Here is a 24614-nt window from a genome sequence, read left to right on the forward strand (position 1 = left end):
CCCTATAATACCCCCTTCTTTGTATCGAGTTTCTTATCAATCTTGACCGCCACATGCCGCCCCAGCTTACCAACCCGTCCGGTCATCATGGGGATGCCGGAACAGCGCATTTCAACTTCGGCCTCCGACTGGGTATTCAACATCAGCGTCTGTCCGACTTCCAGTCCCAGAACTTCCCCCAATGTCATGATCTGTTCATCCAGGATCACTTCCAGCGGGACTTCCGTATTAAAAAGTTCCTTCACCAGATGGGTTTCCCAAATGGAATCGCGGCCAAACTTTTCCCCCATGAAACGCTGCAGCAGCAATTCACGGATCGGCTCGATGGTGGCATAAGGCAGCACCAGCTCCATCCGGCCGCCCCGGTCTTCCATATCGGCGCGCATCTTGATCAGAAGTGCCGCATTGGTGGGCTGGGCGATGGTGGCGAACCGCGGGTTGGTTTCCAGCCTGTCGAGGGTGAATTTCACCGGACTGAGGGGCTCGAACGCATGACACAGGTCTTCCAGCATCACCGCCAGCATTTCTTCCACCAAGGTATGTTCAATGGTGGTATAGGGCCGGCCCTCGATCCGCATCGGCGCCGTACCCCGCCGACCGCCAAGCAAGGCATCAACGATGGAATAAATCAGATTGCTGTCAATGGTGATCAGGCCATAGTTGTCCCATTCCTCGACATAAAAAACCGCCAGCATCGCCGGCAGGGGAATGGAGTTGAGATAGTCACCAAAACGGATCGACGTCATATTATCGATCGAGACTTCAAAATTGTCCGACGTGAAATTCCGCAGGGACGTCGACATCATCCGCACATAACGGTCAAAGATGATGTCCAGCATCGGCAACCGTTCATAGGCCACCAGACCACTGCTGATCAGGGCCTGAATACCGGACTTGGTGCCCTCGTCATCTTCATCACCGTCGAAACCCAGCAGGCTATCGATTTCCGTCTGGTCGAGAACCCGATCAGTGCCGGCCATGGCGGCGGCCATGTCATCATCGCCGCCTTCTTCAAACAAGGCATCCGCCGCGTCGGAATCCTCACCATCGCCACCGGCCATCGCCGCCCATTCCGCTGCTACGGCATCATCATCAATTTCTTCTTCGTCTGACATAATTCTCGATTATCCGTTTACCAGCATTTCTTTGAAGAGAACATCATTAACCCGCGTCGGGTAGACGGCCTCATTCACTTTTACCAACAATTCTTCCTTCAGGCGGAACATTCCGGCCGACCCGTTCAGGTCTTCAATACGCAATTGCCGTAAATAGGTCTGGAACTGGTCAATAATTCGCGGCATCTTTTTATTCAGATCATCCAGAGATGTCTGGCGATCCACCTCAAGCGATATGGTCAGTTTCAGATACTTCGGTTTTCCCCCGGCCGTATCCAGATTGACCAACAGAGGATCCAGTTCTAAAAACAGTAATTCGGTCGGCTCTTCGGGGTTAACCTCGCTGGCCTGCCCGCCACCGTCCAAATCCGTGGCCTGTTCGTGGGCCTCATCACCCCCCGACATCAGGAAATAGGCTGTTCCTCCCCCTAACAGGAGAACGAGAAGAGCCGCACCAACAATAATGATAATTTTCTTGCCACTGGTTTTTTTCTGTTCCAGGCCCGCGGCGAGATCGCCTTCGGCTTCTTCGGAACCATTCTCTTCACTCATCTTGCACCCATGCCCTTGTACGCCGTTATACGAATAGTGTTATCCCCCTAAATGCTTCACCATGATCCAAATGTAAATCGTTAATATTAACAAGTCGTTAGGAATTGGACCCTCTGTGTCACAAATATGAGGCCTGCTGTCGCTTCAGCTTAGTCGGCTGAAGCATTTTATCAAGAATTTTATGGTTAATATAGCAAATCGTCTTTTTAAAAGGAACCGAGAAGTCTAGGGTCCCGCCCCCGTCCTCCTTTGCCAAAGCGGTAAAACTTACCGGGCAATCTCTGCCAAAACCGTCACTTCTCATCTTTCCCTTCGATCTAATCTCTTAAAAACAAATGATTTTATAATCTGGCACGGGATATGCATGGTGGGAACCGGGAATAAATCGAATGGCCAGAAAGGACCTAAGATGGACACAACATTATCAGTAGCGCTTTCGCATCAGGTTGCGCGGCGACGCCAGATGGACATTATCGCCAACAATATCGCCAACATGAGCACCACCGCCTTCAAGCGGGAAAATGTGATGTTCGGCCAATATTTACAGGACGCCGAGGGTGACATGCCCAAGGCTGTGCGTCAGATTTCTTACGTGCAGGATTACGGCATCGCCCGCAATATGTCTGACGGCAATTATGAAACCACAGGCAATGTGATGGATATCGCCCTGAGCGGCAATGGCCTGTTTCAGGTCAAACGTGATAATGGAGAAATGGCTTATACCCGCAACGGTCACTTTGCCATATCCGATAATTACACCTTGATTACCTCTACCGGAGAGGAAGTCATGGATGTGTCTGAAAAACCCATTCAGCTTCCACCCGGGGTCAGCAATATCGAAATTTCCTCAGACGGAACCATCTCGTCTCCGGATACAGGTGTAATTGCGAAACTCAATGTGGTGACCTTTACCGACACCTCTAAAATGAAAAAAATCGGCCGCAATATGTTTAATGCCGATGTTCCGGTCATTCCCGCAACCGATTATCAAATAACCCAAGGCGTGGCCGAAACGTCGAACGTGCAGCCGGTGGTCGAAGTCACCCGCATGATCGACGTGAGCCGGTCCTATATCCAGACGTCCAAAATAATGGAAAAGCTGCAGGATATGCGCAGCAAAGCCATTAACCAGCTGGCCAAAGTTGGTTAAGCCATGACCCGACGTCAGAACGCCTCTAAAACGACAGGATATATCACATGAAAGCCCTTAGTATCGCTGCAACCGGCATGATCGCCCAGCAGCTCAATGTGGAAGTTATTTCCAACAACATCGCCAATATGAACACCACCGGTTTCAAACGCCAGCGGGCTGAGTTCCAGGACCTTCTGTACCAGAATATTGAACGGGTGGGGTCGACCTCTTCCGACGCCGGGACCATCAATCCCGCCGGGATTCAGGTCGGCGTCGGGGTAAAAACCGGCGGCGTCTATCGCATTACCGAACAAGGCAGTGTGATCGGTACAGAAAATCCGCTCGACATGGCCATCAATGGCGCCGGTTATTTCCGGATCACCCTGCCCAGCGGAGAGGATGCCTACACCCGCGCCGGCTCCTTCCAGCTCGGGCCGACAGGACAGATCGTTACTCTTGAAGGCTACACGGTCGCCCCCGGTCTGACCATTCCCCAGGAAGCCGTCGACGTTTCCATTAATTCACAAGGCGAGGTTCTGGTCAAATTGTCCGGTCAGGTCGATCCAACCAACCTGGGTCGGATTGAGCTCACCACCTTCCCGAACCCCGCCGGCCTTGAAGCCATTGGCGACAACCAGTTCCTGGAAACGCCGGCATCGGGCGCCGCCAACGCCGGTGTGCCTAATACGCCGGGTTTTGGCGCCATTCTGCAGAGCTTCCTTGAAAACTCGAACGTCAATTCCGTCTCGGAAGTCACTTCCCTGATCACCGCCCAGCGGGCCTATGAAATGAACAGTAAAGTGATCAGCACCGCCGATGAAATGATGAGCGTGACATCGAACCTGAGATAAGGATAGCCCCATGAAACGCCAATTACACAATGTCATACGCACAGGGCTTTTTCTGCTCCTCTTCTGGAGCGGCACAACGCCATCCGCCTTTGGTCTGGCAGAGGTAAAAGCCTCCGCCACCATTGAGGGACCCACCATCACTCTTGGTGACCTGTTCGACAATCTGGACAGCGGCCATGATATCTGGGTCAGCAATGCCCCGGCCCCGGGCGAACGCACGACCATTTCGACCCGGTATCTGGCCAGCCTCACCCGCCAGCATAATGTCTACTGGCAGAACAGCAGGGCGGTCGAACATATCGCCATCACCCGCGCCGGGCGCAGCATTAAGTATGCGGCCCTGAAAGACCTGATTGCAGGTGAAATGGAAAGTCGCGGACTGGCAAACCGCAAAAGCGGTATTCGTTTTGACAACCAGAACACCACCCTGCATCTGCCGGAAAACCGGACAATCGAAGACATCACGGTTCAGGATTTCACTTTTGACAAAAAGCACAACAAATTCTCTGCGGAACTATCCTATCCGACAGGCCGCGACCAGTATGAAACCGCCATGATCCACGGCAGCACCTATGTCGCAAGTTTCGTGCCGGTACTCAACAAGATCATGTCCCCAGGCGACCAGATCAGCGACCGGGATATCAGCTGGGTCAGCATGCCGACCTTACGGATTGGCCGCAATATTATCCGTGACAAAAACAACCTCATCGGCATGACGCCGCGGCGCGGGTTATCGGCCCAAACCCCCCTGAAACTGTCAGACCTGAAACGACCACAGATCATCCGTCGGGGTGAAGCGGTCAGTATCCTGTTCCGGTCCGGGAAAATATCACTCACCGCAACCGGCAAGGCCATCAAGGCTGGCGGACGTGGTGACGTCATCCCGGTCATGAACCTGAAATCCCACAAAACAGTGGAAGCCATGATTACCGGCCCCAACCAGGTTGAGGTCATCACGGCGCAAACGGATCTGGCGCATCTGAACACGCGCCGTTAACGGAACAGACGTTTTATAGAGACGAAGGACAAGTAGAATGACTTATTTTAACATCACAGCGACCGCTCTGAAAGGCCACAGCCGGCCCTTCCTTATGCTGGTCCTGGCATTCACCCTGCCCGGCTGCAGCGCCATCGACCGGATCGGCGACATTGGCAAGGCCCCGGACCTTGCCCCGATCGAAGCAACCCGGGTCGTCCCCCAACAGGCCCTGGCCAGTCAACACGCCATTCAACATGCCCCTGTCCTGCAGCAACGGCACGAGAATACCAAAAATTCTTTATGGCAGGTGGGGTCGAAGAACTTCTTCAAGGATCAGCGCGCCAGCAGTGTCGGCGACATCCTGACCATTAACATCACCGTGGATGATAAAGCCAGCATTGACAATCAAACCACCCGGACCCGGTCAAATTCCGATAACGCCAATGCGGCGAACTTTCTGGGGCTTGAATCAAAACTAGGCGCCATTCTGCCCGACGCCGTTGATCCCAGCGCCCTGGTCAATATGGGCAGTTCAACATCGAATGTCGGCACAGGCAAGGTCGACCGCAGTGAAAGCATCAACCTGACTCTGGCCGCCGTTGTCACCCAGGTTTTGCCCAACGGCAATATGCTGGTCCAGGGCCGCCAGGAAGTTCGGGTCAACTTCGAGGTACGGGAACTGACCGTTGTCGGCGTGATCCGTCCGGAAGACATCAGTTCCTCCAACACCATCGAGCATACCCAGATAGCCGAGGCCCGTATATCATACGGCGGCCGTGGTCAACTGACTGACGTCCAGCAAGCCCGTTACGGTTCCCAGTTGTTTGATATCCTGTTCCCGTTCTAGGACAAAAATTCCATCTTGTGTTCGGTGGGCCGGCTACGGTCGACCCGCCCTTTCCCGCACAAAGAAAAAGGACCGCATCAGAAGTATGCGGTCCTTTTTTAATCCGGGTTCACGTCAAAGCGCAAATAGCGGTGCAGACATGAAATCTCTAATTGTCGCGATGAACTTTTTCGTATTTCTCGTGCTCTTCCTGAGCTTCCAGCGTCATCATGGCGATGGGGCGGGCGTCCAGCCGGCTGAGGCTGATCGGCTCTCCAGAGACTTCACAGTAGCCGTATTCACCACGCTTGATGCGCTCAATGGCGGAATCAATTTTTGAAATCAGCTTGCGCTGCCGGTCACGGGTCCGCAATTCAATGGACCAGTCAGTCTCAGTCGACGCCCGGTCAGCGATATCCGGCTCTTTCTGGCTGTCTTCCTGAAGGTGGTTCAAGGTTTCCTTGGATTCCCTTAAAATATCAGCTTTCCAGTCCAACAGCTTTTTATGAAAATAAGCTTTTTGATTTTCATTCATAAACTCTTCATCAGGTGAAGGTTTATATCCCTCTGGCAGTTTTATTTCCATCGAAGACCTCTGCGGTGAATCATCCAACTTTGCGCTGCCAAATTACTCAACTCATACACACAATTCAAGCGTTATTATTACCTGACATCAATTAATCAGGATTGCCTATATTTTGTAATAAATTGAACATTATAAAAAACACCAGAATGCTGCGGAGAAGTCGCGTGAAGCGCCCTATTCCCCTAACATTTCGAGTTTTGCCAACTCAACCTTCACCCGCAATTCCATATCATCCAGAAGACCATCCAGCGCCGGGTCGAGGGACAACTCCCGCTCCTTAGAAATGATTGTCACAACATCTTTAAGTTTATTATGCGGGATTTGCCCCGCCAACAAACCATGCCGGATCACTTCCAGATGCTGCAGGAGGTCTTCAGCATGCACGAGGCCTTTCGAGCGGCCTTCCGTACTGGTGGGCAGTTCCTGCAGGGACAGTAATGAGCTCACCGATGTTAAAGGTGACGTGCCGCTGGGCGGGGCCGCTGCCGCGGAATCGTCAGTCGACATAACTTCGTTAAAGCCTGCCTTGCCAGAACCGCCTTTTTTACTCTTACGCGTCACTCCGGATGGCGAAATCCGTCCTGGTCCTTTAATTTCCATCTAGGTCTCTTTCCAAGTAGGTTAGATCCTATAAATAGCAGATCCTGCATCTGCTTCATAGAGTGAAGGTGCGGCTTTTTTTACCCGGCAAGGCTTACCGCCTGGTGGAAATATTTTCTACCCTTCCTTCCGCAGTCACCTCTCCCCCTCCCTAGCCCTAAAATATATTACTATATATCAACAACTTAACTTTACATCCTTTCCCGGAATTGTTGGCATGATTTTCGCATAAAGAAAGGAGAGATAGTATAAATTTTCTAAAATGGAATAATCATGCGACAGAAGTCATTAATACAAAGCCGGCTCAAAAAATACGTCACTCTACTGCTGATCACTCTCATCAGTCTGGGTAACGGCCTGTCGGCACAGGCGGCTTCCCGCATTAAAGACCTGGTGTCTATTGAAGGCATCCGGGACAACCAATTGGTTGGTTATGGCCTCGTGGTCGGGCTGAACGGCACCGGTGACTCTCTCCGCAACGCTCCTTTTACCGAACAAAGTATTGTCGCCATGCTGGAACGGCTCGGCGTTAACACCCGCGGCGCTGAAATGAAGGCCGAAAATGTTGCCGCCGTTATGGTAACCGCCAGCTTGTCCCCTTTTGCCCGCCCCGGGAATCGTCTTGATATTAATGTCAGCTCCATTGGCGACGCCGATAACCTGCGCGGCGGCACATTGATCGTGACCCCTCTCAAAGGTGCAGACGGAGAAGTCTATGCCGTGGCTCAGGGGTCCATCCAGGTGTCCGGCTTTTCCGCCGGAGGCGATGCCGGCAGCATCACTCAAGGGGTGCCCACCGCCGGTCGTATTCCCAATGGCGGCATTGTGGAAAAAGAAGTCAACTATTCCATGCTGACCAAAAAAGAGTTGCATTTATCCCTGCGCACCCCCGATTTCACGACATCACGACGCATCGCGAATGTCATTAACAAGGAAATGGGCACCAAGACAGCCATGGCGCTGGACCCCTCAACTGTCCTGATCATCAAGCCTGAAGCCTATAACAACACTATGGTCGATCTGGTGACTGACCTGGAACAGCTTTATGTCCAGCCGGACCGGAAGGCCAAAGTCGTGGTTGATGAACGATCCGGTATAATTGTGATCGGCAATGAAGTCCGCGTCAGCGAAGTCGCCATCGCCCAGGGTAACCTGACCATTCGGGTCAATGAAACCCCGCAGGTCTCTCAACCCAATCCTCTGGGGCAGGGTGAAACGGCCGTCGTCCCTCGGACGGAAGTGGATATCGAAGACGACGCTGGCAAGAAATTTGCCTTGCTTAAACCTGGCGTCAATTTGCAGGACCTTGTCGATGGCCTTAACGCGCTCGGCATTGGCCCCCGCGATATGATTGCCATTCTTCAGGCGCTGAAAGTGTCCGGCGCCCTTCATGCAGAAATCGAGGTCATGTAATGGATATGAATTTCCTCAATATTCAGCCCTCCGCTGTCAACCCCAAAAAGGCCCAGACTCCCGGTACGGACTTTGAGAGAAAGGCCCGGGATACCGCTGACAGTTTTGAAGCGGTTTTCCTGTCGCAAATTCTGAAAAGCATGTCCACTGGCCTGAAAGCCGATGGAGCTTTTAGCGGCGGCCACGGGGAAGATGTCTTCCGCGATGTCCTCAACGAAGAAATTGGCAAGCAAATCTCGAAAAATGGCGGCATCGGGTTATCAGACGCCGTTTATCGGGAGATTTTAAAAACACAGGAAGTAGACTATAAATGACCCCTCCCCAGCATTCTTCACAAGATCAAAACCTGCTATTGCCGCTGATTGAGATCATGCGCGCCCTGACCAGAGTGATCTCGGCAGAAATCACCCTGCTGCAGGAACGCCGGCCTCAGGAGATCAAAAGTTACCTGCCCGAAAAGAACAAGCTGATGGCAGCTTACCAAAAGGAACTGGCCGATCTTTCTGCCCGTGGCGGTCTTCAGGCCAGCGGCAGCGGCGACGCCATTCGAACCCTGAAACAGGAAACACGCCTGTTTCACGGCGTTCTTGAACAACATGCCCGTATGACAAAGGCCTTGAAAACAGTTTCCGAACGCATGCTGAAAGCTGTCAGCGACGAAGTCGTGAAGTCCCGCAGCAACGCCAGTACATATGGCGCCAACGGTGCAAAATATGTCAATAAGTCAGCGACCTCCATATCCCTGAACCAGAATATCTAACCCCGATCATAACAAAAAATAATGACACAGGATATCAGAGGGGCCAAGGCCCCTCTTTTTTAGGCTCTCCCTGATGACTTCCCGGCAGATTCCCCTCATTCCATACTGCAAGCTTTGCCCACCAACTGGAAGAATCTACCTCACCACACAAGTAATGCCGTTTAGTTTAATTTTTTATCATTTATTTATAATAGGTTATACTAATTACAAAACTGGCACACCCTTTGCATAGTAACCAGTGATTAATGCCCTCGAAGGGCCATACATGTTTAGAATGTAACTCATGGAAGGAGAGCGGAATGGCTTTCTCAGTTAATACAAATGCAAGCGCCCTATCGGCGTTGTTGAATTTGAATAATACGACACGGGACCTCGAAAAGACCCAGACCAACATTAATACCGGTTTGAAAATTTCGTCAGCCAAAGATAATGCCGCGATTTTCTCCATCGCCCAGAAACTACGGGCGGACCTGAGAGGCTATAACGCCGTTAAGCAAAGTCTGGACCGGTCCATCAGCACCACCGACATTGCCTTGGCGGCGGCCGGATCCATTTCCGACCTGTTGATTGAAATGAAGGAAAAAACGGTTGCCGCTTCCGATAGCGGTCTGGACGCCACCAGCCGAACCGCCTTGAATGAAGATTTCGCCGCTCTGCGCGATCAAATCAGCACTATTGTCGCCAATGCGGAGTTTAACGGCACCAACCTGATTGATGCGGGAACTGATGCTGTTGTGGCCATCACCAACCCGAATGCCACACAAACCATCTCCATCGCGCATCAAAACCTGACTCTGGGGGGGGGTAATGTAGATATCACAGCAACACAAACCATTACAACCCAGGCCGATGCAACTGTGGCATTGGCAGCCATCACGGCTTCCCTGACAAAGGTCAGCGCCGTTTTGACCAAACTAGGGGCCGGGGGTAAATCTTTGGAATCACAACGAATTTTTGCTGATAAAATTTCGGATACCATAGAAGTCGGGATCGGGAATCTGGTGGACGCCAACATGGCCAAGGAAAGCGCCAACCTGCAATCTCTTCAGGTCAAGCAGCAACTTGGCGTTCAGGCGCTCTCGATCGCCAATCAGGCTCCACAATCAATTCTATCTCTCTTTGGTCAATAAAATCAAAGAGAGACTTTGGGGATCGTTAAGCGGCTGGGCTGAATGGCCCACGTGCATAGAAAAATGTACTTACTAGAATAGGAATGAAAAATGGCTTTTTCCGTCAATACAAATACGAGCGCCCTCTCGGCCCTCTTTAACCTGAACAGCACAACCCGACAACTTGAGAGCACCCAGACCCATATCAATACCGGGTTAAAAATATCCTCCGCCAAGGACAATGCCGCCATTTTCTCAATTGCTCAAAAACTGCGGGGCGATTTGAAGGGATATAATGCCGTAAAGCAAAGTCTTGACAGATCCATCAGCACCACCGACATCGCCCTGGCGGCGGCCGGATCGATTTCTGATCTATTGATTGAAATGAAGGAAAAAGCGACCGCAGCATCGGATTCCGGCCTGGACGCCACCAGCCGAACAGCGCTGAACGAAGATTTCATCGCGTTGCGCGATCAGATCACCACGATGGTGAGCAACGCGGAATTCAACGGCACCAATATGATTGACGCCGGCACGGATGTGGTCACAGCCATCACAAATCCCAGCGCAACACAAACCATCACCATCGCCCATCAAAACATGGCTCTCGGCGGCGGCATTGTCGACGTCACCGCGACCCAAACAATCGCGACACAGGTAGATGCCTCAGTAACCCTGGCCCTTATCACCGCATCCCTGACCAAGGTCAGCGCCTCTCTCACCAAACTCGGCGCCGGGGCAAAATCACTTGAAGCACAACGGGTCTTCGCCGACAAAATCGCTGATACGATTGAAGTGGGGATCGGAAATCTGGTGGACGCCAACATGGCCAAGGAAAGCGCCAACCTTCAAGCGCTTCAGGTCAAGCAGCAGCTGGGGGTTCAGGCCCTGTCCATCGCCAACCAGGCCCCACAGTCTATTCTGAATATTTTTGGCGGGTAACAAACTCACTAAAACATAAACAAAAAAGCCTGCATCATTGGATGCAGGCTTTCTTATACAAACTTATATTTCTTGATCAAATTCTCATCAGGCTGTTTCATCAACAACAATGCCTTCCAGACCATTCTTTTCCCGAATATATGACAGGAATTTAAGAACTTCCTCTGCCGGGAACTGGGTAATGACATCGCCGGTATTAACATCAACGCCCTGATAGACGAACCGCCCGGAATCATCATCAAGATTAATACGCAACTTGGTACCCGGGGGTTTGCTCGGTAATGTGGCGTTAATCAGCTTTTCCGCAGCCTGAAGATACTCCTGCGTACTGCCTGCGCTCAACGACTCCAAGCGCTTATCAGCCGCTTTTGAAATTGCTGAAGAAACGCTTTCTTTTACACTGTTATCCCTCTGGCGAGGACCTTGAGCTGACTGTATCGTTTCTGCGCCGCCACTTCTGGCTACGCTTTGTGACACAGCCTCCCTGGGGTCGCCGGTGCCAGTTGATAACGGACTAGTTATGTTAATTCCGTTTACCATATCAACCTCTACATAAACCTATCTTTCTTATTTTATCCCAACTCTAGCACTAATACACTATACAAAACCTGTTTCACCTAAAAAAAAATGTGAAAAAGCCAACTAAATAAATTATCTAAAAAATAAAAGAGGTTTTTGGTGAAGGCTTTATTGTTGCCCTCACCAAAACCATAAGACTGTCTCTTATCTGAAGAGTGACAATACGGAACCAGGTGCCTGATTCGCAATTGACAGGGCCTGGAGACCAAGCTGCTGTCGCACCTGCAGCGATTGCAGGTTCGCACTCTCACGCGCCAGATCGGCATCAACCAGATTACCAATACCAATTTCGATTGCGTCAGAAAGTTTATCGGTAAACGCCCGCTGAATATCAATCCGCTTGCCGCCCGCACCAAGCTTGGACAACAGTGTATTCAGTGTTGTTTCCGCTGTGGTAATCAATGCAAGAGAAGAAGAGGCGTTCGTCACATTAAGAATATCAACCGTAGTCGTAAGCCCAAGACCATCACTGGCAGAAATATCTGTTGCAGCAATCGTAATGGAATAATCACCCGCTGTATTCGTACCGTCAGCCAGTGCAGTCAAGGCCTGAATGGCATTACCGCCATTTTTCACGGCATTCACGCCATTGAATTCAGCGTTATTCACAACAGTATCGATCTGATCAATCAAGTTCTGAAATTCATCATTCAAAGCTATTCGAGCAGCTGCGTCAGCACCAGGGTCAGTAGACGCCACCGCTTTTTCTTTCAGCTGAACGAGAAGATCAGACACAGCTTCTGTCGCCGCAAGAGCCACATTGATTGAACTTGACGCACGATCAAGCGATCCCTTAACGGCACCAAGACCGGCCAAATCAGCCCGCTGTCCTTGAGCAATCGCGAAAACCGCAGCATTGTCTTTAGCAGACGCCACTTTCAAACCAGTATTAATTCTGGATTGAACTGAGTCCAACTGACTATTTGTTTTATTGAGGGATTGCAGCGCGAAAAGAGCGCCGGCATTTGTGTTGACTGAAAAAGCCATAATATATTCTCCATTCTGAGAGTACTAAACTTAAGAGCATTTTGCTCCGTTACAGGCCGAGGCCCTATCGTGTCTGCTTATACATATATACACCATTCTGGCGTTCTAGCGGACAACAACTAAGATAATCTATAATCAATTAAGAAATAGTTAACAAGGTATTTTTTTGGTTTTATATAAAAAATGCATTTCTTATCAGAATGTTACATAAAATTTTAATAAAAAAATTAACTATTGTAACTACAGGAAAGAATGGGGGAATTAAGATTTAAACAGAATAATTATGCCCGGAAGACGGCGGTGTTTCAGTAGGCGCCTCAGTCACATTATTCTGCGCCTGAGCAGAAAGCCCTTCCATAATATTCTTATTGATATCGATTAAAGACTGAATGTCTTCTTCTCCACGAGCAACCTGGGAACTGTACTTTCCAACCCAAATGGACAGGGATATGATTGATGCACGTAATTGCTTTGGCAGCATATTTCCTTCCACCGCACAGTCCGTCGCCAGCGTCGACCATAACTGTCTGTTCCAATGCAATGCATCATGTACCTTCTTGTCAAGCTTGGCCAGTCCCTTCGCCTCCATCAAAGCCCGCGTCACTTCAGTAAATAAACGATATTCCGTCTGACTGCTTGACTCATTGGCTTTTTGGGTTGTCTGGTACGCCTTAAGGGACATAGTTCAATCTCTCACCTTCATATTCAAACATTTTTTTACATTTCAACAAGGCTTTGTAATATTCCCCATCCATGACATCCTTACTAATTGCCACACACAAAGCTTTGGCTCCCGGTTCTTCAATAACCGAAAGCAATTCTGTCATCCGCAAAACAAACTGCTCGTGATATTTATTAAACCCCTTATCATCCATATACATAAGCATGATCGGGAAATAAACGTGTTTCACCGGTGTATCCACGTCCTCAGCCAGCAGGATATCTTTTTCACGAAGCAGAGATGCTTTATTCTGCAAAATTAAAGTCGACCTTCTGTCTCCGTTGACAATAACCGCACCGTTGACGACAATTTTCTCTCCCGGTTTCAAAGATATCTTAAGCGCCATTATTTTCACTCACCTTGTTATGTTATGTTTTTATCATTGAAACGTGATCATTATCTCAAATTTTGTGTTAAGAAAATATGAAATTATTCAGTTAACTATAGTATTAATGTGAAATAAGTTACAGTATTTTCATACAGAAAATGAAATTTACTGTAAAATAATCATGTCAACGTAATAATGGACACCACCAAAAGGTTGCTTCTCTATGAAAACTAATGCCACACATATTCCAGTACCAAAAACAAAGAAGCAATATTTCAAACTGGTAGAAACAGGTTCTAATTTCTTCAAAAATGAAGATTTTGCCAACGCATTAAAATATTTTTCAAAAGCGCTGAATTACGAAGACTATCAACCAAATCTCCTGGTGCTGATGTCTCGGTGCCTTTTTAATCTTGGCATGAAAAACAAAGCAATTTCCATGATGGAACATGCCCTTCACCAGAATGCTGACAACCCGGGAATATGCGATATTCTGGGAAAATCCTGTATAGAAATGAGTTTCTTTGACCTCGCCATTAAGTTTTACACAATCTATTGTCAAACCTGTCCGGATGATCCGATAGGGTATTGTAATCTTGCCACAGCGATGCGGGAAAGCGGCCAAATTGATGAATCCATTGAGATCTTACAAGACATCATCCCTATTTTTCCGGAAAGTGCTCATTTATGGAATGCCATTGGCGCCAGCGTATCTTTCCGCGACGGCTACACCGTTTCTCAGCCATTTTATGAAGAGGCCTACCGTCTGGACCCGACCATCGCAAGTGTGGTGAGTAACCTGAGCCTGGTCTATACAAATCTCCAGCAATATGAGAAGGCCTGGGAATTTGCACATAAGGCCATCAAACTCTCCCCAAAAAACTTCATGTGTCAGAGAGCCCTCGCCCATTCCAGTTATAATATCGGAAAATTTGACGATGCATTCGAGGCTTTGGCCTGGCACAATCATCTCAGCAATCCCGACTCTGTTTTTATGCCCTACAAAATTGAACACTGGCAAGGACAAGACCTTTCAGGAAAAACAATCCTTGTCGGCGCAGAACAGGGGGTAGGAGATGAAGTACTTCTTGCCGCCCTCTACCCGGACCTGATCCGCGAAGCCGAGCACGTCATTATTGGCTGTGACAGGCGTCTCGTTCCTCTTTTCCGAAACAGTTTCAAAGAAGCAACGATAGTACCATATAAAAGCGGACAACATGAACTGGGATATAAAGTCAGACTATATGACGGTATTGAACCTGAGAAAATAGACTATATGTGCCTTTATACAGAAGTCTTGCGTCATCGCTGGCGGTCCCGGGAAGATATCCCCGACATGAGCGCAGGATTCCTCTCTCCGGCAGAAGACAAAGTCGCCTATTGGAAAGAAAAAATTACCCAGTTACCCCACAACATTAGCGTCGGGATATGCTGGACCAGTCAGCTTCAGGAAGCCCGCCGCGCCATGTTTTATGCGCAATTGGAAGACTGGGTCCCGGTGCTTGCCACCAAAAATGTCAATTTTATCAATGTGCAATATGGCGATGTTTCCGAAGAAATACAGAACCTTCTCGATAAACATGGAATCGTCCTTCATAATTTTGAAGAACTGGACCTCAAAGACGACTTTGAAGGTACTGCGGCAATGATGAAAAACCTGGATCTCGTCATGGGTGCGGCCTCCGCCCCGGTATCCCAGGCGGCCACGGTGGGCACACAGGTCTGGTGGGTTATCCACAACAACAGATTCTGGGAAAGTTTCGGCAAAGAAGACGGCACCTACCTCTTCGAAACGGCGTTAATGACCCCAAAAACGCCCGCCCTGACCTGGGCCGAATTCATGCCTCTCTTCGCCAAAGAGGAATTCACCCCCTGGATCGAAAAAAAGCTTAAGGAAAAATCAGCCTGATCGCACGCCCAAAAGGCGCCGGAACAGCTGGGTCAATTTAATCTTTGACCTTTACCGGGCCCGGCGATAGGCTGTCTTCGCGAAAATAAAACGGATGTTTGATTATGAAATTTACTGGTACAGATAAATATGTCGCTACCCCTGACCTGATGGTCGCCGTCAATGCCGCGATCGCGTTGCAACGCCCCCTGTTGATCAAGGGAGAACCCGGCACTGGCAAGACCGTCCTCGCCCATGAGGTGGCCAAGGCTCTGGGCAAGGACCTGCTCGAATGGCATGTAAAATCCACCACCAAGGCCCAGCAGGGTCTGTATGAATATGACGCTGTCTCCCGCCTTCGCGATTCGCAACTTGGTGACGCCAAAGTCCATGATATCAAAAATTACATCAATAAAGGCAAGCTGTGGGAAGCCTTCACAGCCGACGAAAGCCCGATTCTGCTGATTGACGAGGTCGACAAGGCCGATATTGAATTCCCCAACGACCTGTTGCAGGAACTGGACCGGATGGAATTCAATGTCTATGAGACCGGCGAGACCATCACCGCCGTCAACCGGCCCCTGGTGATCATCACCAGCAATAATGAAAAGGAACTGCCGGACGCCTTCCTGCGCCGCTGTTTCTTCCATTACATCAAATTCCCCGATCCCGAGACGATGAAAGATATCATCAATGTGCATTTTCCCGACATTCAGAACAAGCTGGTGCGGGAAGCGCTCAATCTGTTTTATGATGTCCGTGACGTGCCCGGCCTGAAGAAAAAGCCCTCCACCTCGGAACTGCTCGACTGGCTGAAACTGCTAATGGTCGAGGATATGCCTGTGGAAGTATTGCAAAGCCGGGACGTCAAGAAACTGATCCCGCCCCTGCATGGCGCGCTGCTCAAGAATGAGCAGGACGTGCATATGCTGGAACGGCTGGCCTTCATGAACCGGCGTGAAAAACGCTAAGCAAGCAGGCGATCCATGTTCACAAATTTCTTCATGAATCTGCGAGATCACGGCGTTCCTGTTTCCCTCAGGGAATATCTCACCCTGATGGAGGGTTTGCAAGCGGGACTCGCGCAATATTCCCTGGATGATTTCTATTATCTCAGCCGGGCGACCCTGGTGAAGAATGAAAGTAATCTGGATAAATTTGACCAGGTTTTCGGTCATCACTTCAAAGGTCTGGAGGCGCCGGAAGCCGAGGACCTGATCGCCGACATTCCGGAAGAATGGCTGCGCAAACTGGCGGAAAAATTCCTCACCCCGGAAGAAATGGCCAAAATTGAAGCTGTCGGCGACTGGGACAAACTGATGGAAACCCTGAAAAAGCGTCTGGAAGAACAGAAGGAACGCCATCAGGGTGGCAACAAATGGATCGGCACCGGCGGCACTTCGCCCTTTGGCGCCTATGGTTATAACCCGGAAGGCATTCGCATCGGCCAGAAGGAAGGCCGGCACGGTCGCGCGGTCAAGGTCTGGGACAAGCGCGAATTCCGCAATCTTGATGACAATGTCGAACTCGGCACCCGCAACATCAAGGTAGCCCTGAAACGCCTGCGCAACTTCGCCCGACAGGGGGCGGCCGAGGAACTGGATCTGGACGACACCATCCGTTCCACCGCCAAACAGGGTTATCTCGACATTAAAATGGTACCGGAACGCCATAACGCCATCAAGGTGCTAATCTTCTTTGATGTGGGCGGCTCCATGGACCCGCATATCAAGCTGTGTGAAGAGCTTTTTTCCGCCGCCCGCAGTGAATTTAAACATATGGAATATTTCTATTTCCATAACTGCCTGTATGAAGGTGTCTGGCAGGACAACAGCCGTCGCCACCAGAATCGCATCAATACTTATGACCTGCTGCATAAATACCCGCATGATTATAAAGTGATCTTCGTCGGTGACGCCTCCATGTCTCCCTATGAGATCGTCTATCCCGGCGGCAGCGTCGAACATTGGAACGAGGAAAGTGGCGAAGTCTGGATGCGCCGCCTGCTGGAGGTCTATCAGAGCGCCATCTGGCTAAACCCGATCAAGGAAGACTATTGGGATTATACCCATTCAATCACCCTGATCCGGCAGTTGATGGACGACAAGATGTATCCCCTGACCATCGGTGGCCTGGAAGAGGCCATGAAGGAACTCAGCCGCAAGAAATAAAAACGCCCGGTGACCAGCCGGACGTTTTATATCTTTTTGAATTCTGCAGGTATCAGGCGTTCTGGGCCATATATTTCTTGATGGCGGCTTCCAGCCCTGCCTTGATTTCCGACCCGACTTCCCCGCCATCCCCACTGATGCGTTGTTTGATCACCACCCGCATGGCATCGATATGAGCCTTGATCACCTCGACATGATTATCCGATGTGCTGGTGCTTTTGTCCGTAAAGGCATAAAGTCCGTCGGCAAAATCCGAGATCAACTGATAGCCGAAAGTCCCCCCCTGCCCACGCATGTCATGGGCGATGGAATGCAGCTGTTCAAACAAGGGAACCCGTTGTTCCGGCGTATCAACACATCGACGATGCACATCAGCCAACTGATCAATCAGCGTGGATACCCAATCCGGATAATCTTCCGCCATATCTTCAAGAGCTGCTGTCGCCTGGGCCAGAATATCTTCATCAAAGGAAATTTCGTCATCCCCCCGTGGGGCAAGACCCAGTGTTTTTTCCTTTAGCTTGTTTTTCAGGCGATAATAGCGCACCGTTACCTTAGGCATTGACCACCTCCACTTCCGGGCTTTTCAAGGTCAATTTACGTCGATCTTCTCCTTGAATGGGGACATCCTGCCGACGTCGATCCGGGCCAAAATAGGATGCGGTGTGCACAAACTGCCGAGGTTTGTTGATCACGGAGAACAACTTGTCCGCCAAAGCATTGACTGTAAACGGCTTTGACATAAATTCATTAACCCCCATCGCCCTGGCGTCTTCGACCCGTTGCGGTTCCGAATATCCCGTCAGCATAATAAAGGGCAAAAATCGTTCCGGACTTTCTTTGTGACGCCGGATCCAGCGCAGCAACATCATGCCATTGACCGGGGACATTTCCCAGTCAGAAATCACAATATCAATGCTCATCATACCGGCTTTCATTGGATTGCTGTCCACCAGTTTAATAAATTCAATGGCTTCCGCCCCATCATCAACCGACTTGATGGATCCCACCCCCATTACCCTCAGACTGTTGACAATCAGGGAACGGATAAACTGGCTATCCTCAACCACCAAAACACACATGCGGCTTAAATCTATATTATTCATAGGGACCTGACATAATACTTAGTTTGTTTCTTTTAAATCATTATTAGGTAAAACACTACCCAATCAAGGTAAATAAAAAATGAATTTTACATCGATTTTTCACCGCCGACTCTTGCCGCTTGTTGCCTGCGGCCCGGCCTGCTAGAATGCCTCCCTTGAAACCGGATCACCGCGATATTTTTAGAATAAAAATGCAAAGAATATTTATAAAATGACTGACAACACCACCCCCGAAACGGATCACGTTGTAACGCCTCTTCACAAACTCAGCAATTCCGGCCCCGTAATCGCGGCACAGGATAGCGGGCGGCAAGCCTGGCTGCTACGTTTCTGGCCGCTCCTTGCGTCTATGACCTGTAGTCTGATCTGGATTACGGCATGCGTCTGGTGGTTCATTGAGTCTGAAAAAACCCTGTCCCGCATGCCGGTTTATGAAGCCGGTGGCCTGTTGGCGGGAGCCTCCCTGCCCCTGATTCTGATCTGGTTGATTGCCTTGGTTTATCTGCGCACCGATCCTTTACGCGATCATCGCACGGCCTTGGTGCATGGTCTCGACGGCCTTCTGGCGCCATTGGATGTCGCCCAACGCCGGGTTAACGCCATTGTCGCCGATCTGCATAAGGAAATTTCTCACGTCGAAGCCGCCGGCGACATCGCCACCACCCGCATCGGCAATCTGGAAAAACGCTTTCAGGACCAGATCAGCAACCTGTTTGAAGTCACCACCGACGCCGAAGCCAAAGCCGCCAACCTCCAGACCACGTTGAAAGCCGAGCGCGACGCCTTCGCCACCCTTGTCGCCGAGGCTTCAGAACATATCACCGAACTTGAAACCATGTTCAAACAGCTGAAATTCGACAGTGAGAGCATCAGTAACACCACCCGGAAAAATTCCGAAGAACTCAGCAACGAGATTACATTCCAGAACAAAACCCTGGATGAGCGGTCACGCCTGATCGAGGACCGGCTGGAAAAAATGGCCGCCGGCCTGATTAACATGTCGCGTGAAATGGCGGAAAACTTTACCACGTCAGAACATGATCTGACCCGGATGAGTGATACCATCGCCGCGAAGCAGGTGGCCCTGACCAACAGTCTCCGCGATGTGGCCGAACAGACGTCCGAACTTTGCACCCGTATGGATCAGCAAACCCAAACCCTTGCAGAAGCCCGTGACAAGGCTGCCGAAAGTTCCGCGACAATCACCTCCAGTCTCACCGACCAGGCCACAGTTTTGAGCACCGTCGCGGAAGACGCCCTGAACAAGACCCGCGAGAGCGGTGAGAATTTCCGCCTGCAGGCCAGTGATATGGAGACCGTACTTGTGGCCGCAACCCAGAAAAGCAAAAGCCTTCTGGATGAAGCCAGCCAGACTTTCCGGGAAAATGCCGAGAATATCGTCAGCTCATCGCAACAGCTTTCTGAAAACCTGATCGGCCATATGGGCCGGGCGACAGAGGACCTTTATACCCGCAGTGAAACTCTGGAGCATACCGTCACCGCCCGCGTCACATCCGTCGAATCCGCTCTGGATCATCAGGCCGAAATCATCCGGACAAAATTGATTGAACAATCCGACGCCCTGCATGCCTCTCTTGATGATCATGCCGGCAAGGCCCATGCCTTTATCAGCCATCAAAGCGACAGTTTTGCCCAGACCATGGACCAGCAATTCACCAGTCTGATGGAAAGTCTTGCCCGGAAAACAGATGGTCTCAACATCCTGGCGGAAGAAACCACGGGGCAGCTCGAGAAAACCGTGGCCGCCATCGAGGCCCAGGCCACCCGGGTCGACACCGCCGTGCAGGACACCACCCGGGCCCTGGATGACAAAACCGATCTGATGAAAAACCATTACGGCGCCTTTGAACAGATGTCCGAACAATTCCGTCTGCAGATCGACCAGTCCGAAGGCCAGTTGAAAGCCCAGCATGATGATCTCGTGAAAAGCATTACCGATGTCGCGAGCCACCTGGAAGAAGCTCTCGGCAAGCTGAAAGATGAATCCGGCAGTCTCGGCGAACATGCCCAGGGGATCATCTCCAGCATCGTGGCCCAGACAGAACAACTGTCCGACCGGATCGAAGATGTCCGGGGCCGCACCGAGAACACCATCCGCAATATTCAGGAAATGGGCGATACCGTGACCACCCATTTCACCAGCACCGATCAACAGGCCGCCGCCCTGTCGGAAAACTGGCTGTCCACCGCCGCGCGGGTGGAACAACAATGTACCGACACTCTGGTGCGGCTTGATACCCTGACAGAAAAACTGGCCCTGCTGGAGCAGGAAAACGCCAAGGCGACCGCCGCCGCCGAAAGCAGCGCGACAAAAGTTGCCGACCACATGCAGCATGCCTCGGAAAGCATTTTCCTCGCCTCCGCCAGTGCCGTGGAAGCCGCCGACGAAACCAACCACGCCATTGATCAGCATGCGGAAAAATTCCAGCAGATGATCAATGCCCTGCAACTGTCCAACAAAAGCATTCTCATCGACGCCGAAGCCATTGAGCAGAAAATTCGCGAGAAAAGCGGCAATCACTTCTCCGGCCTCGCCTCAAAAATCATCGAACAACTGCAATCCCTGTCAATCGACATCAACCGATATGTCGAAGAAGATGTTCCCGACAAGGTCTGGCAGTCCTATGTTGACGGTGACAGGAACGCTTTTCTGCGGCGCCTGAAGAAAATCACCGACAAAAAACATAGCGCCACAATTCAGGAAAAATATAAAAACGACCCTGAATTCAGAAGCTACGCCCTTGAATATATGCAAATTTTCGAAGACTTAATGTCACAGTCCATGGCCTCTGACAGTTACAGTAATTTCAGCGTTGCGTTGATTTCATCTGAAACCGGCAAGGTTTATCTGGCCCTGGCCCAGGCGGTAGACCGCTTTTCCTAAGGCCCGTATTGCGTCTCCAGAAAAACAAAAGGCCGCTGTGATCCAGCGGCCTTTTGTTTTGTATCGTCTATGTCAAACGGTGCTTAAGCCGCCTCATCGCTGTCTTTCTTCGATCCCAGCTTGGTGATGAAATAGTCCAGATTATCAGGATCAAATTCATCTTCACAATTGGTCAGCATCCGTTCCAGCATTCTTTGTTGGAAGCGGTCACGATCTTCACTGGCGCTGGTTTCCATATCTTTGGCCACATCAAGCGCGGCCTGCACGATCGGCAACATTTCCGGTGACAGGTTGCCTTCGCGGTAGATCGCCGCCAATCCCAGGCTGCCGCGATCATGAATAAGCTTGTAGGCATTACTCACCGGAATATTGCAGACTTTGGCGAGAGCGGCCTCGAAGAACACCAGGTCCCCCATACAAATCGCCCTGAAAATCAATGTCTCTGTCAAACGGCCATTGGCATGCAGCTGGTCTACGAGACGACGGACATCCATCACGTCGGCGCCATCGCCAAGCAAACTTACCGTCGCCCGCTCCCGCGCACTGAGAAACAGGTCCGTCACCATATCCGGCGTCATTTCATGATGCGTGACCAGATGATCGCGAATCTTGTCAGAAACAAGAGAGACAAGACGTTCGGCGACATTAATCGGCAATTGCTTGCGTGTGGCGAGAGAATCACTCACCGCTGCGACCTCACCATATTTGTCCATCACCTTCCCCATGGTCGCTTCCTGAAGGTCGGCGCCTTCATTCGACACCAGGGTGGCAATCACATCTTCATTATCACTATTTTCAACAATCGTATCCGTCAGATCAGCAGACAGACTTTGCCGTTGCGCGATGGCCATCTGGCTATCCACCCCCTGGCTTTTCACGATTTCTTTTAAATCTTCGTCCGTCAAAACTTCTGAAAATTGCAGCATTGGCGCCGCAACCCCCACCACATCATTGGCCAGAGAAACGGCCACATCATGGGGAACATCCGGGTTTTCCTTCAGACTGACAGACAAGGCCAACCGGACACGTTCTTCCGCGTCCCGCACCATGATCTTAAAAATATCCTCAGCGATTTTACGTTCAGAATCACTCAGGCCGCCCGAATTAAAATGACCGCTCACCATCTTGGCGGCCTCTGCACGATTCTCCGGTGTCGGGTCATTGAGCAGCTTTTGAATATCGGAACTTGTTAAATTTTCAGTCATTAAATCTAGTGCCTTTACTTTCGACAATATTTTATTACGCCACCCTTTTTCACACAGGCCGACCCCCGCACAGAAGAACTTATCTTCACTTTGATGCCCCATTTTTCATAAAAGAGGTTAAACTGTCGTTAATTTACGCTATAACAGGCCACATAAATCATAAAAAGACGCATAAAATAGTCATAAACACATGATTGTCATTAAATCGTAGGGAATATAAATGATAACAAAACTTAAAAAACTTATCATGGGGGTCGTCCTCTTCGCCGGACTAATCCCCTCTTCGGCCCATGCATTTGGCCTGGAGGAGTTTGACAAATCACTGAATGAATTCATCGAACCATTCACAACCCTTTATTCAAATACTGTATTTACCGCCGTTACCATCAATGGCCAGGATCTGCCCCTGATTGTGGTCTGGCTGGCCATGGGCAGTATTTTTTGTACATTTTATTTTAAATTTATAAACTTCCGTGGTTTTAAAACCGCTCTGAAAATCGTCCGCGGCGATTACACCAAAAAAGGTGATGCCGGGGAAGTCTCTCACTTTCAGGCCCTGACAGCTGCCCTGTCCGGCACAGTTGGCCTCGGCAATATCGGCGGTGTCGCCGTCGCGATCAGCCTGGGTGGGCCCGGCGCCACAGTCTGGATGATACTGGTGGGCCTGTTTGGCATGTCCGCCAAATTCGCAGAATGTACACTGGGGGTGAAATACCGCATTGTACATGAAGACGGGTCTGTATCCGGGGGACCCATGTATTATCTGAAAAATGGGTTTGCGGAAAAAGGCATGCCAAAACTGGGGCTCGGCCTTGCCATATTCTTTTCCATTTGCTGCGTATTCGCCTCTTTTGGCGGCGGCAACATCTTCCAGATCAGCCAGACCGTGCAACAATTCCAGATCGTTGCCGAAGGCCATACCAATTTCTTCGTCGATTACCGCTGGGCGTTTGGCCTGATCATTGCCACCATCGTCGGCCTTGTGATCATCGGCGGCATTCGCTCCATCGCTAATGTCACCTCCAAACTGGTTCCGGTCATGTGCATCTTTTACCTGCTTGCCGCGACCAGCATCCTGCTTGGTTACTATGAACAGGTCCCCGATGCCTTTATGTCCATCATTAATGGCGCCTTCACGCCGGAAGCCGGTTACGGTGGCCTGATCGGGGTGATGATCCAGGGCATGCGCCGGGCGACCTTCTCCAACGAAGCCGGTATCGGTTCGGCACCCATCGCCCATGCGGCGGTGAAAACCGACGAGCCTGCCACGGAAGGCCTGGTATCGCTTCTGGAGCCATTCATTGATACGGTTGTCGTCTGCACCATGACAGCCCTGGTGATCGTAATCACTGGCGTTTATCAGGATGGCACTAACCTGAGCGGTGTGAAACTGACGTCCGAAGCCTTCTCTTCTGTTTACAGTTGGTTCCCGATTGTGCTGGCCATTGCGGTATTGTTGTTTGCCATATCGACCATGATCACCTGGTCATACTACGGCATCAAGGCCTGGACCTTCCTGTTCGGTGAAAGCAAAACCATGGAGATCACCTACAAGCTGCTCTTTTGCTGCGTCACGGTGATCGGGGCGACAATGTCCCTGACCCAAGTGGTGAATTTCGCCGATGCGGCCAACTTCTCCATGGCCATTCCCAACATTATCGGCATCTTCGTGCTCGCCCCCGTGGTTGGGCAATGTCTTAAATCCTTTATGGGCAAGATTGACAGTGGCGAGATCAAGTCCAACCGGGAAATCGCCGCCGCAAAATCAGCGGAATAAGGCTTTTGTACATATGATCGAAAAAGGATGCTTCGGCATCCTTTTTTTATGGCTTCTCTCCTCCGCCGCATATCATCCCCTG

At 50.5% G+C, this 24614-nt stretch carries 25 protein-coding genes; 14 read left to right on the forward strand and 11 right to left on the reverse strand.

All coding sequences use genetic code 11. The features are described from left to right. Positions 1-2: 2 nt before the first annotated feature. Positions 3-1115 (reverse strand): flagellar motor switch protein FliM, encoded by a 1113-nt coding sequence (fliM, locus tag FIV45_RS13385; protein WP_099475237.1) that lies wholly within the window; start codon positions 1113-1115, stop codon positions 3-5. A 9-nt stretch (positions 1116-1124) separates the two neighbouring features. Next, entirely contained in the window at positions 1125-1667 is a 543-nt protein-coding gene (locus FIV45_RS13390; protein WP_099475236.1) for a flagellar basal body-associated FliL family protein, read from the reverse strand. 409 nt (positions 1668-2076) lie between these two features. Between FIV45_RS13390 and FIV45_RS13395 the strand changes: the two genes are divergently transcribed. From FIV45_RS13395 to flgH, 4 genes are read left to right on the forward strand one after another with little or no spacing between them, the layout of a single operon-like run. Continuing rightward, positions 2077-2817, forward strand: coding sequence for a flagellar hook-basal body complex protein (locus FIV45_RS13395; protein ID WP_165777113.1), 741 nt, complete (start codon positions 2077-2079; stop codon positions 2815-2817). Positions 2818-2864: 47 nt separating this feature from the next. Next, positions 2865-3650, forward strand: coding sequence for a flagellar basal-body rod protein FlgG (gene flgG, locus FIV45_RS13400; RefSeq protein ID WP_099475233.1), 786 nt, complete (start codon positions 2865-2867; stop codon positions 3648-3650). Positions 3651-3660: 10 nt separating this feature from the next. Continuing rightward, positions 3661-4647 carry a flagellar basal body P-ring formation chaperone FlgA gene (flgA, locus tag FIV45_RS13405; RefSeq protein WP_099475232.1) on the forward strand — a complete coding sequence of 329 codons (987 nt, stop codon included), beginning with the start codon at positions 3661-3663 and terminating at the stop codon, positions 4645-4647. A 37-nt stretch (positions 4648-4684) separates the two neighbouring features. Then, positions 4685-5476 carry a flagellar basal body L-ring protein FlgH gene (gene flgH / locus FIV45_RS13410; RefSeq protein ID WP_099475231.1) on the forward strand — a complete coding sequence of 264 codons (792 nt, stop codon included), beginning with the start codon at positions 4685-4687 and terminating at the stop codon, positions 5474-5476. A 148-nt stretch (positions 5477-5624) separates the two neighbouring features. Here the strand turns inward: flgH and dksA are convergent, their stop codons facing one another. Next, complete coding sequence (gene dksA, locus FIV45_RS13415; protein ID WP_099475230.1) at positions 5625-6041, reverse strand: RNA polymerase-binding protein DksA; 417 nt, start codon at positions 6039-6041, stop codon at positions 5625-5627. 174 nt (positions 6042-6215) lie between these two features. After that, complete coding sequence (locus tag FIV45_RS13420; RefSeq protein ID WP_099475229.1) at positions 6216-6641, reverse strand: flagellar assembly protein FliX; 426 nt, start codon at positions 6639-6641, stop codon at positions 6216-6218. A gap of 273 nt (positions 6642-6914) precedes the next feature. Here FIV45_RS13420 and FIV45_RS13425 point away from each other — a divergent pair, with 273 nt between their 5' ends. The 5 genes from FIV45_RS13425 to FIV45_RS13445 all read left to right on the forward strand — a co-directional run bounded on the left by FIV45_RS13425 (position 6915) and on the right by FIV45_RS13445 (position 10865). After that, positions 6915-8054, forward strand: a complete 1140-nt coding sequence (locus tag FIV45_RS13425) for a flagellar basal body P-ring protein FlgI (protein ID WP_099475228.1) — start codon at positions 6915-6917, stop codon at positions 8052-8054. Beyond that, positions 8054-8368: a rod-binding protein gene (locus FIV45_RS13430; RefSeq protein WP_099475227.1), complete on the forward strand. Its 315-nt coding sequence runs from the start codon at positions 8054-8056 to the stop codon at positions 8366-8368. The genes FIV45_RS13425 and FIV45_RS13430 overlap by 1 nt, the downstream gene beginning before the upstream one ends. After that, positions 8365-8814 carry a hypothetical protein gene (locus FIV45_RS13435; RefSeq protein WP_099475226.1) on the forward strand — a complete coding sequence of 150 codons (450 nt, stop codon included), beginning with the start codon at positions 8365-8367 and terminating at the stop codon, positions 8812-8814. Before FIV45_RS13430 ends, FIV45_RS13435 begins: the two co-directional genes overlap by 4 nt. Before the next feature lie 299 nt (positions 8815-9113). Continuing rightward, on the forward strand, positions 9114-9944 hold the full coding sequence (locus FIV45_RS13440) for a flagellin (protein WP_099475225.1): 831 nt from the start codon (positions 9114-9116) through the stop codon (positions 9942-9944). A gap of 90 nt (positions 9945-10034) precedes the next feature. Continuing rightward, entirely contained in the window at positions 10035-10865 is an 831-nt protein-coding gene (locus FIV45_RS13445) for a flagellin (protein ID WP_099475224.1), read from the forward strand. An 87-nt stretch (positions 10866-10952) separates the two neighbouring features. On the opposite strand, the gene FIV45_RS13450 is transcribed toward FIV45_RS13445, so the two are convergent. The 4 genes from FIV45_RS13450 to flbT all read right to left on the reverse strand — a co-directional run bounded on the left by FIV45_RS13450 (position 10953) and on the right by flbT (position 13498). Next, the gene (locus tag FIV45_RS13450) at positions 10953-11342 is read right to left on the reverse strand and encodes a flagellar protein FlaG (RefSeq protein WP_165777112.1); all 390 of its coding nucleotides are present in this window, start codon (positions 11340-11342) and stop codon (positions 10953-10955) included. Between the two features lie 246 nt (positions 11343-11588). Then, the gene (locus FIV45_RS13455) at positions 11589-12431 is read right to left on the reverse strand and encodes a flagellin (RefSeq protein WP_099475222.1); all 843 of its coding nucleotides are present in this window, start codon (positions 12429-12431) and stop codon (positions 11589-11591) included. A 268-nt stretch (positions 12432-12699) separates the two neighbouring features. Next, positions 12700-13113, reverse strand: a complete 414-nt coding sequence (gene flaF / locus FIV45_RS13460; protein WP_099475221.1) for a flagellar biosynthesis regulator FlaF — start codon at positions 13111-13113, stop codon at positions 12700-12702. After that, complete coding sequence (gene flbT, locus FIV45_RS13465) at positions 13103-13498, reverse strand: flagellar biosynthesis repressor FlbT (protein WP_099475220.1); 396 nt, start codon at positions 13496-13498, stop codon at positions 13103-13105. The genes flaF and flbT overlap by 11 nt, the downstream gene beginning before the upstream one ends. A gap of 205 nt (positions 13499-13703) precedes the next feature. Here flbT and FIV45_RS13470 point away from each other — a divergent pair, with 205 nt between their 5' ends. From FIV45_RS13470 to FIV45_RS13480, 3 genes are all read left to right on the forward strand, one after another. Then, positions 13704-15389, forward strand: coding sequence for a tetratricopeptide repeat protein (locus FIV45_RS13470; RefSeq protein WP_099475219.1), 1686 nt, complete (start codon positions 13704-13706; stop codon positions 15387-15389). Between the two features lie 104 nt (positions 15390-15493). Beyond that, complete coding sequence (locus FIV45_RS13475) at positions 15494-16339, forward strand: AAA family ATPase (RefSeq protein ID WP_099475218.1); 846 nt, start codon at positions 15494-15496, stop codon at positions 16337-16339. Positions 16340-16354: 15 nt separating this feature from the next. Then, on the forward strand, positions 16355-17539 hold the full coding sequence (locus FIV45_RS13480) for a vWA domain-containing protein (protein ID WP_099475217.1): 1185 nt from the start codon (positions 16355-16357) through the stop codon (positions 17537-17539). Between the two features lie 52 nt (positions 17540-17591). Here the strand turns inward: FIV45_RS13480 and FIV45_RS13485 are convergent, their stop codons facing one another. Then, positions 17592-18101, reverse strand: coding sequence for a hypothetical protein (locus tag FIV45_RS13485; RefSeq protein WP_099475216.1), 510 nt, complete (start codon positions 18099-18101; stop codon positions 17592-17594). After that, entirely contained in the window at positions 18094-18645 is a 552-nt protein-coding gene (locus FIV45_RS13490; protein WP_099475215.1) for a response regulator, read from the reverse strand. The genes FIV45_RS13485 and FIV45_RS13490 overlap by 8 nt, the downstream gene beginning before the upstream one ends. A 211-nt stretch (positions 18646-18856) precedes the next feature. On the opposite strand from FIV45_RS13490, the gene FIV45_RS13495 reads away from it, so the two are divergent. After that, a complete protein-coding gene (locus FIV45_RS13495) occupies positions 18857-21550 on the forward strand; it encodes a hypothetical protein (protein ID WP_099475214.1) in 2694 nt (897 codons plus the stop codon). 83 nt (positions 21551-21633) lie between these two features. On the opposite strand, the gene spbR is transcribed toward FIV45_RS13495, so the two are convergent. Continuing rightward, positions 21634-22755, reverse strand: coding sequence for a SpbR family protein (gene spbR / locus FIV45_RS13500; RefSeq protein ID WP_099475213.1), 1122 nt, complete (start codon positions 22753-22755; stop codon positions 21634-21636). A 220-nt stretch (positions 22756-22975) separates the two neighbouring features. Between spbR and FIV45_RS13505 the strand changes: the two genes are divergently transcribed. Continuing rightward, positions 22976-24532, forward strand: a complete 1557-nt coding sequence (locus tag FIV45_RS13505; protein ID WP_099475212.1) for an alanine/glycine:cation symporter family protein — start codon at positions 22976-22978, stop codon at positions 24530-24532. The last annotated feature ends 82 nt before the right edge of the window (positions 24533-24614 follow it).

This window comes from Paremcibacter congregatus (genome assembly GCF_006385135.1).
Lineage (GTDB): Bacteria > Pseudomonadota > Alphaproteobacteria > Sphingomonadales > Emcibacteraceae > Paremcibacter > Paremcibacter congregatus.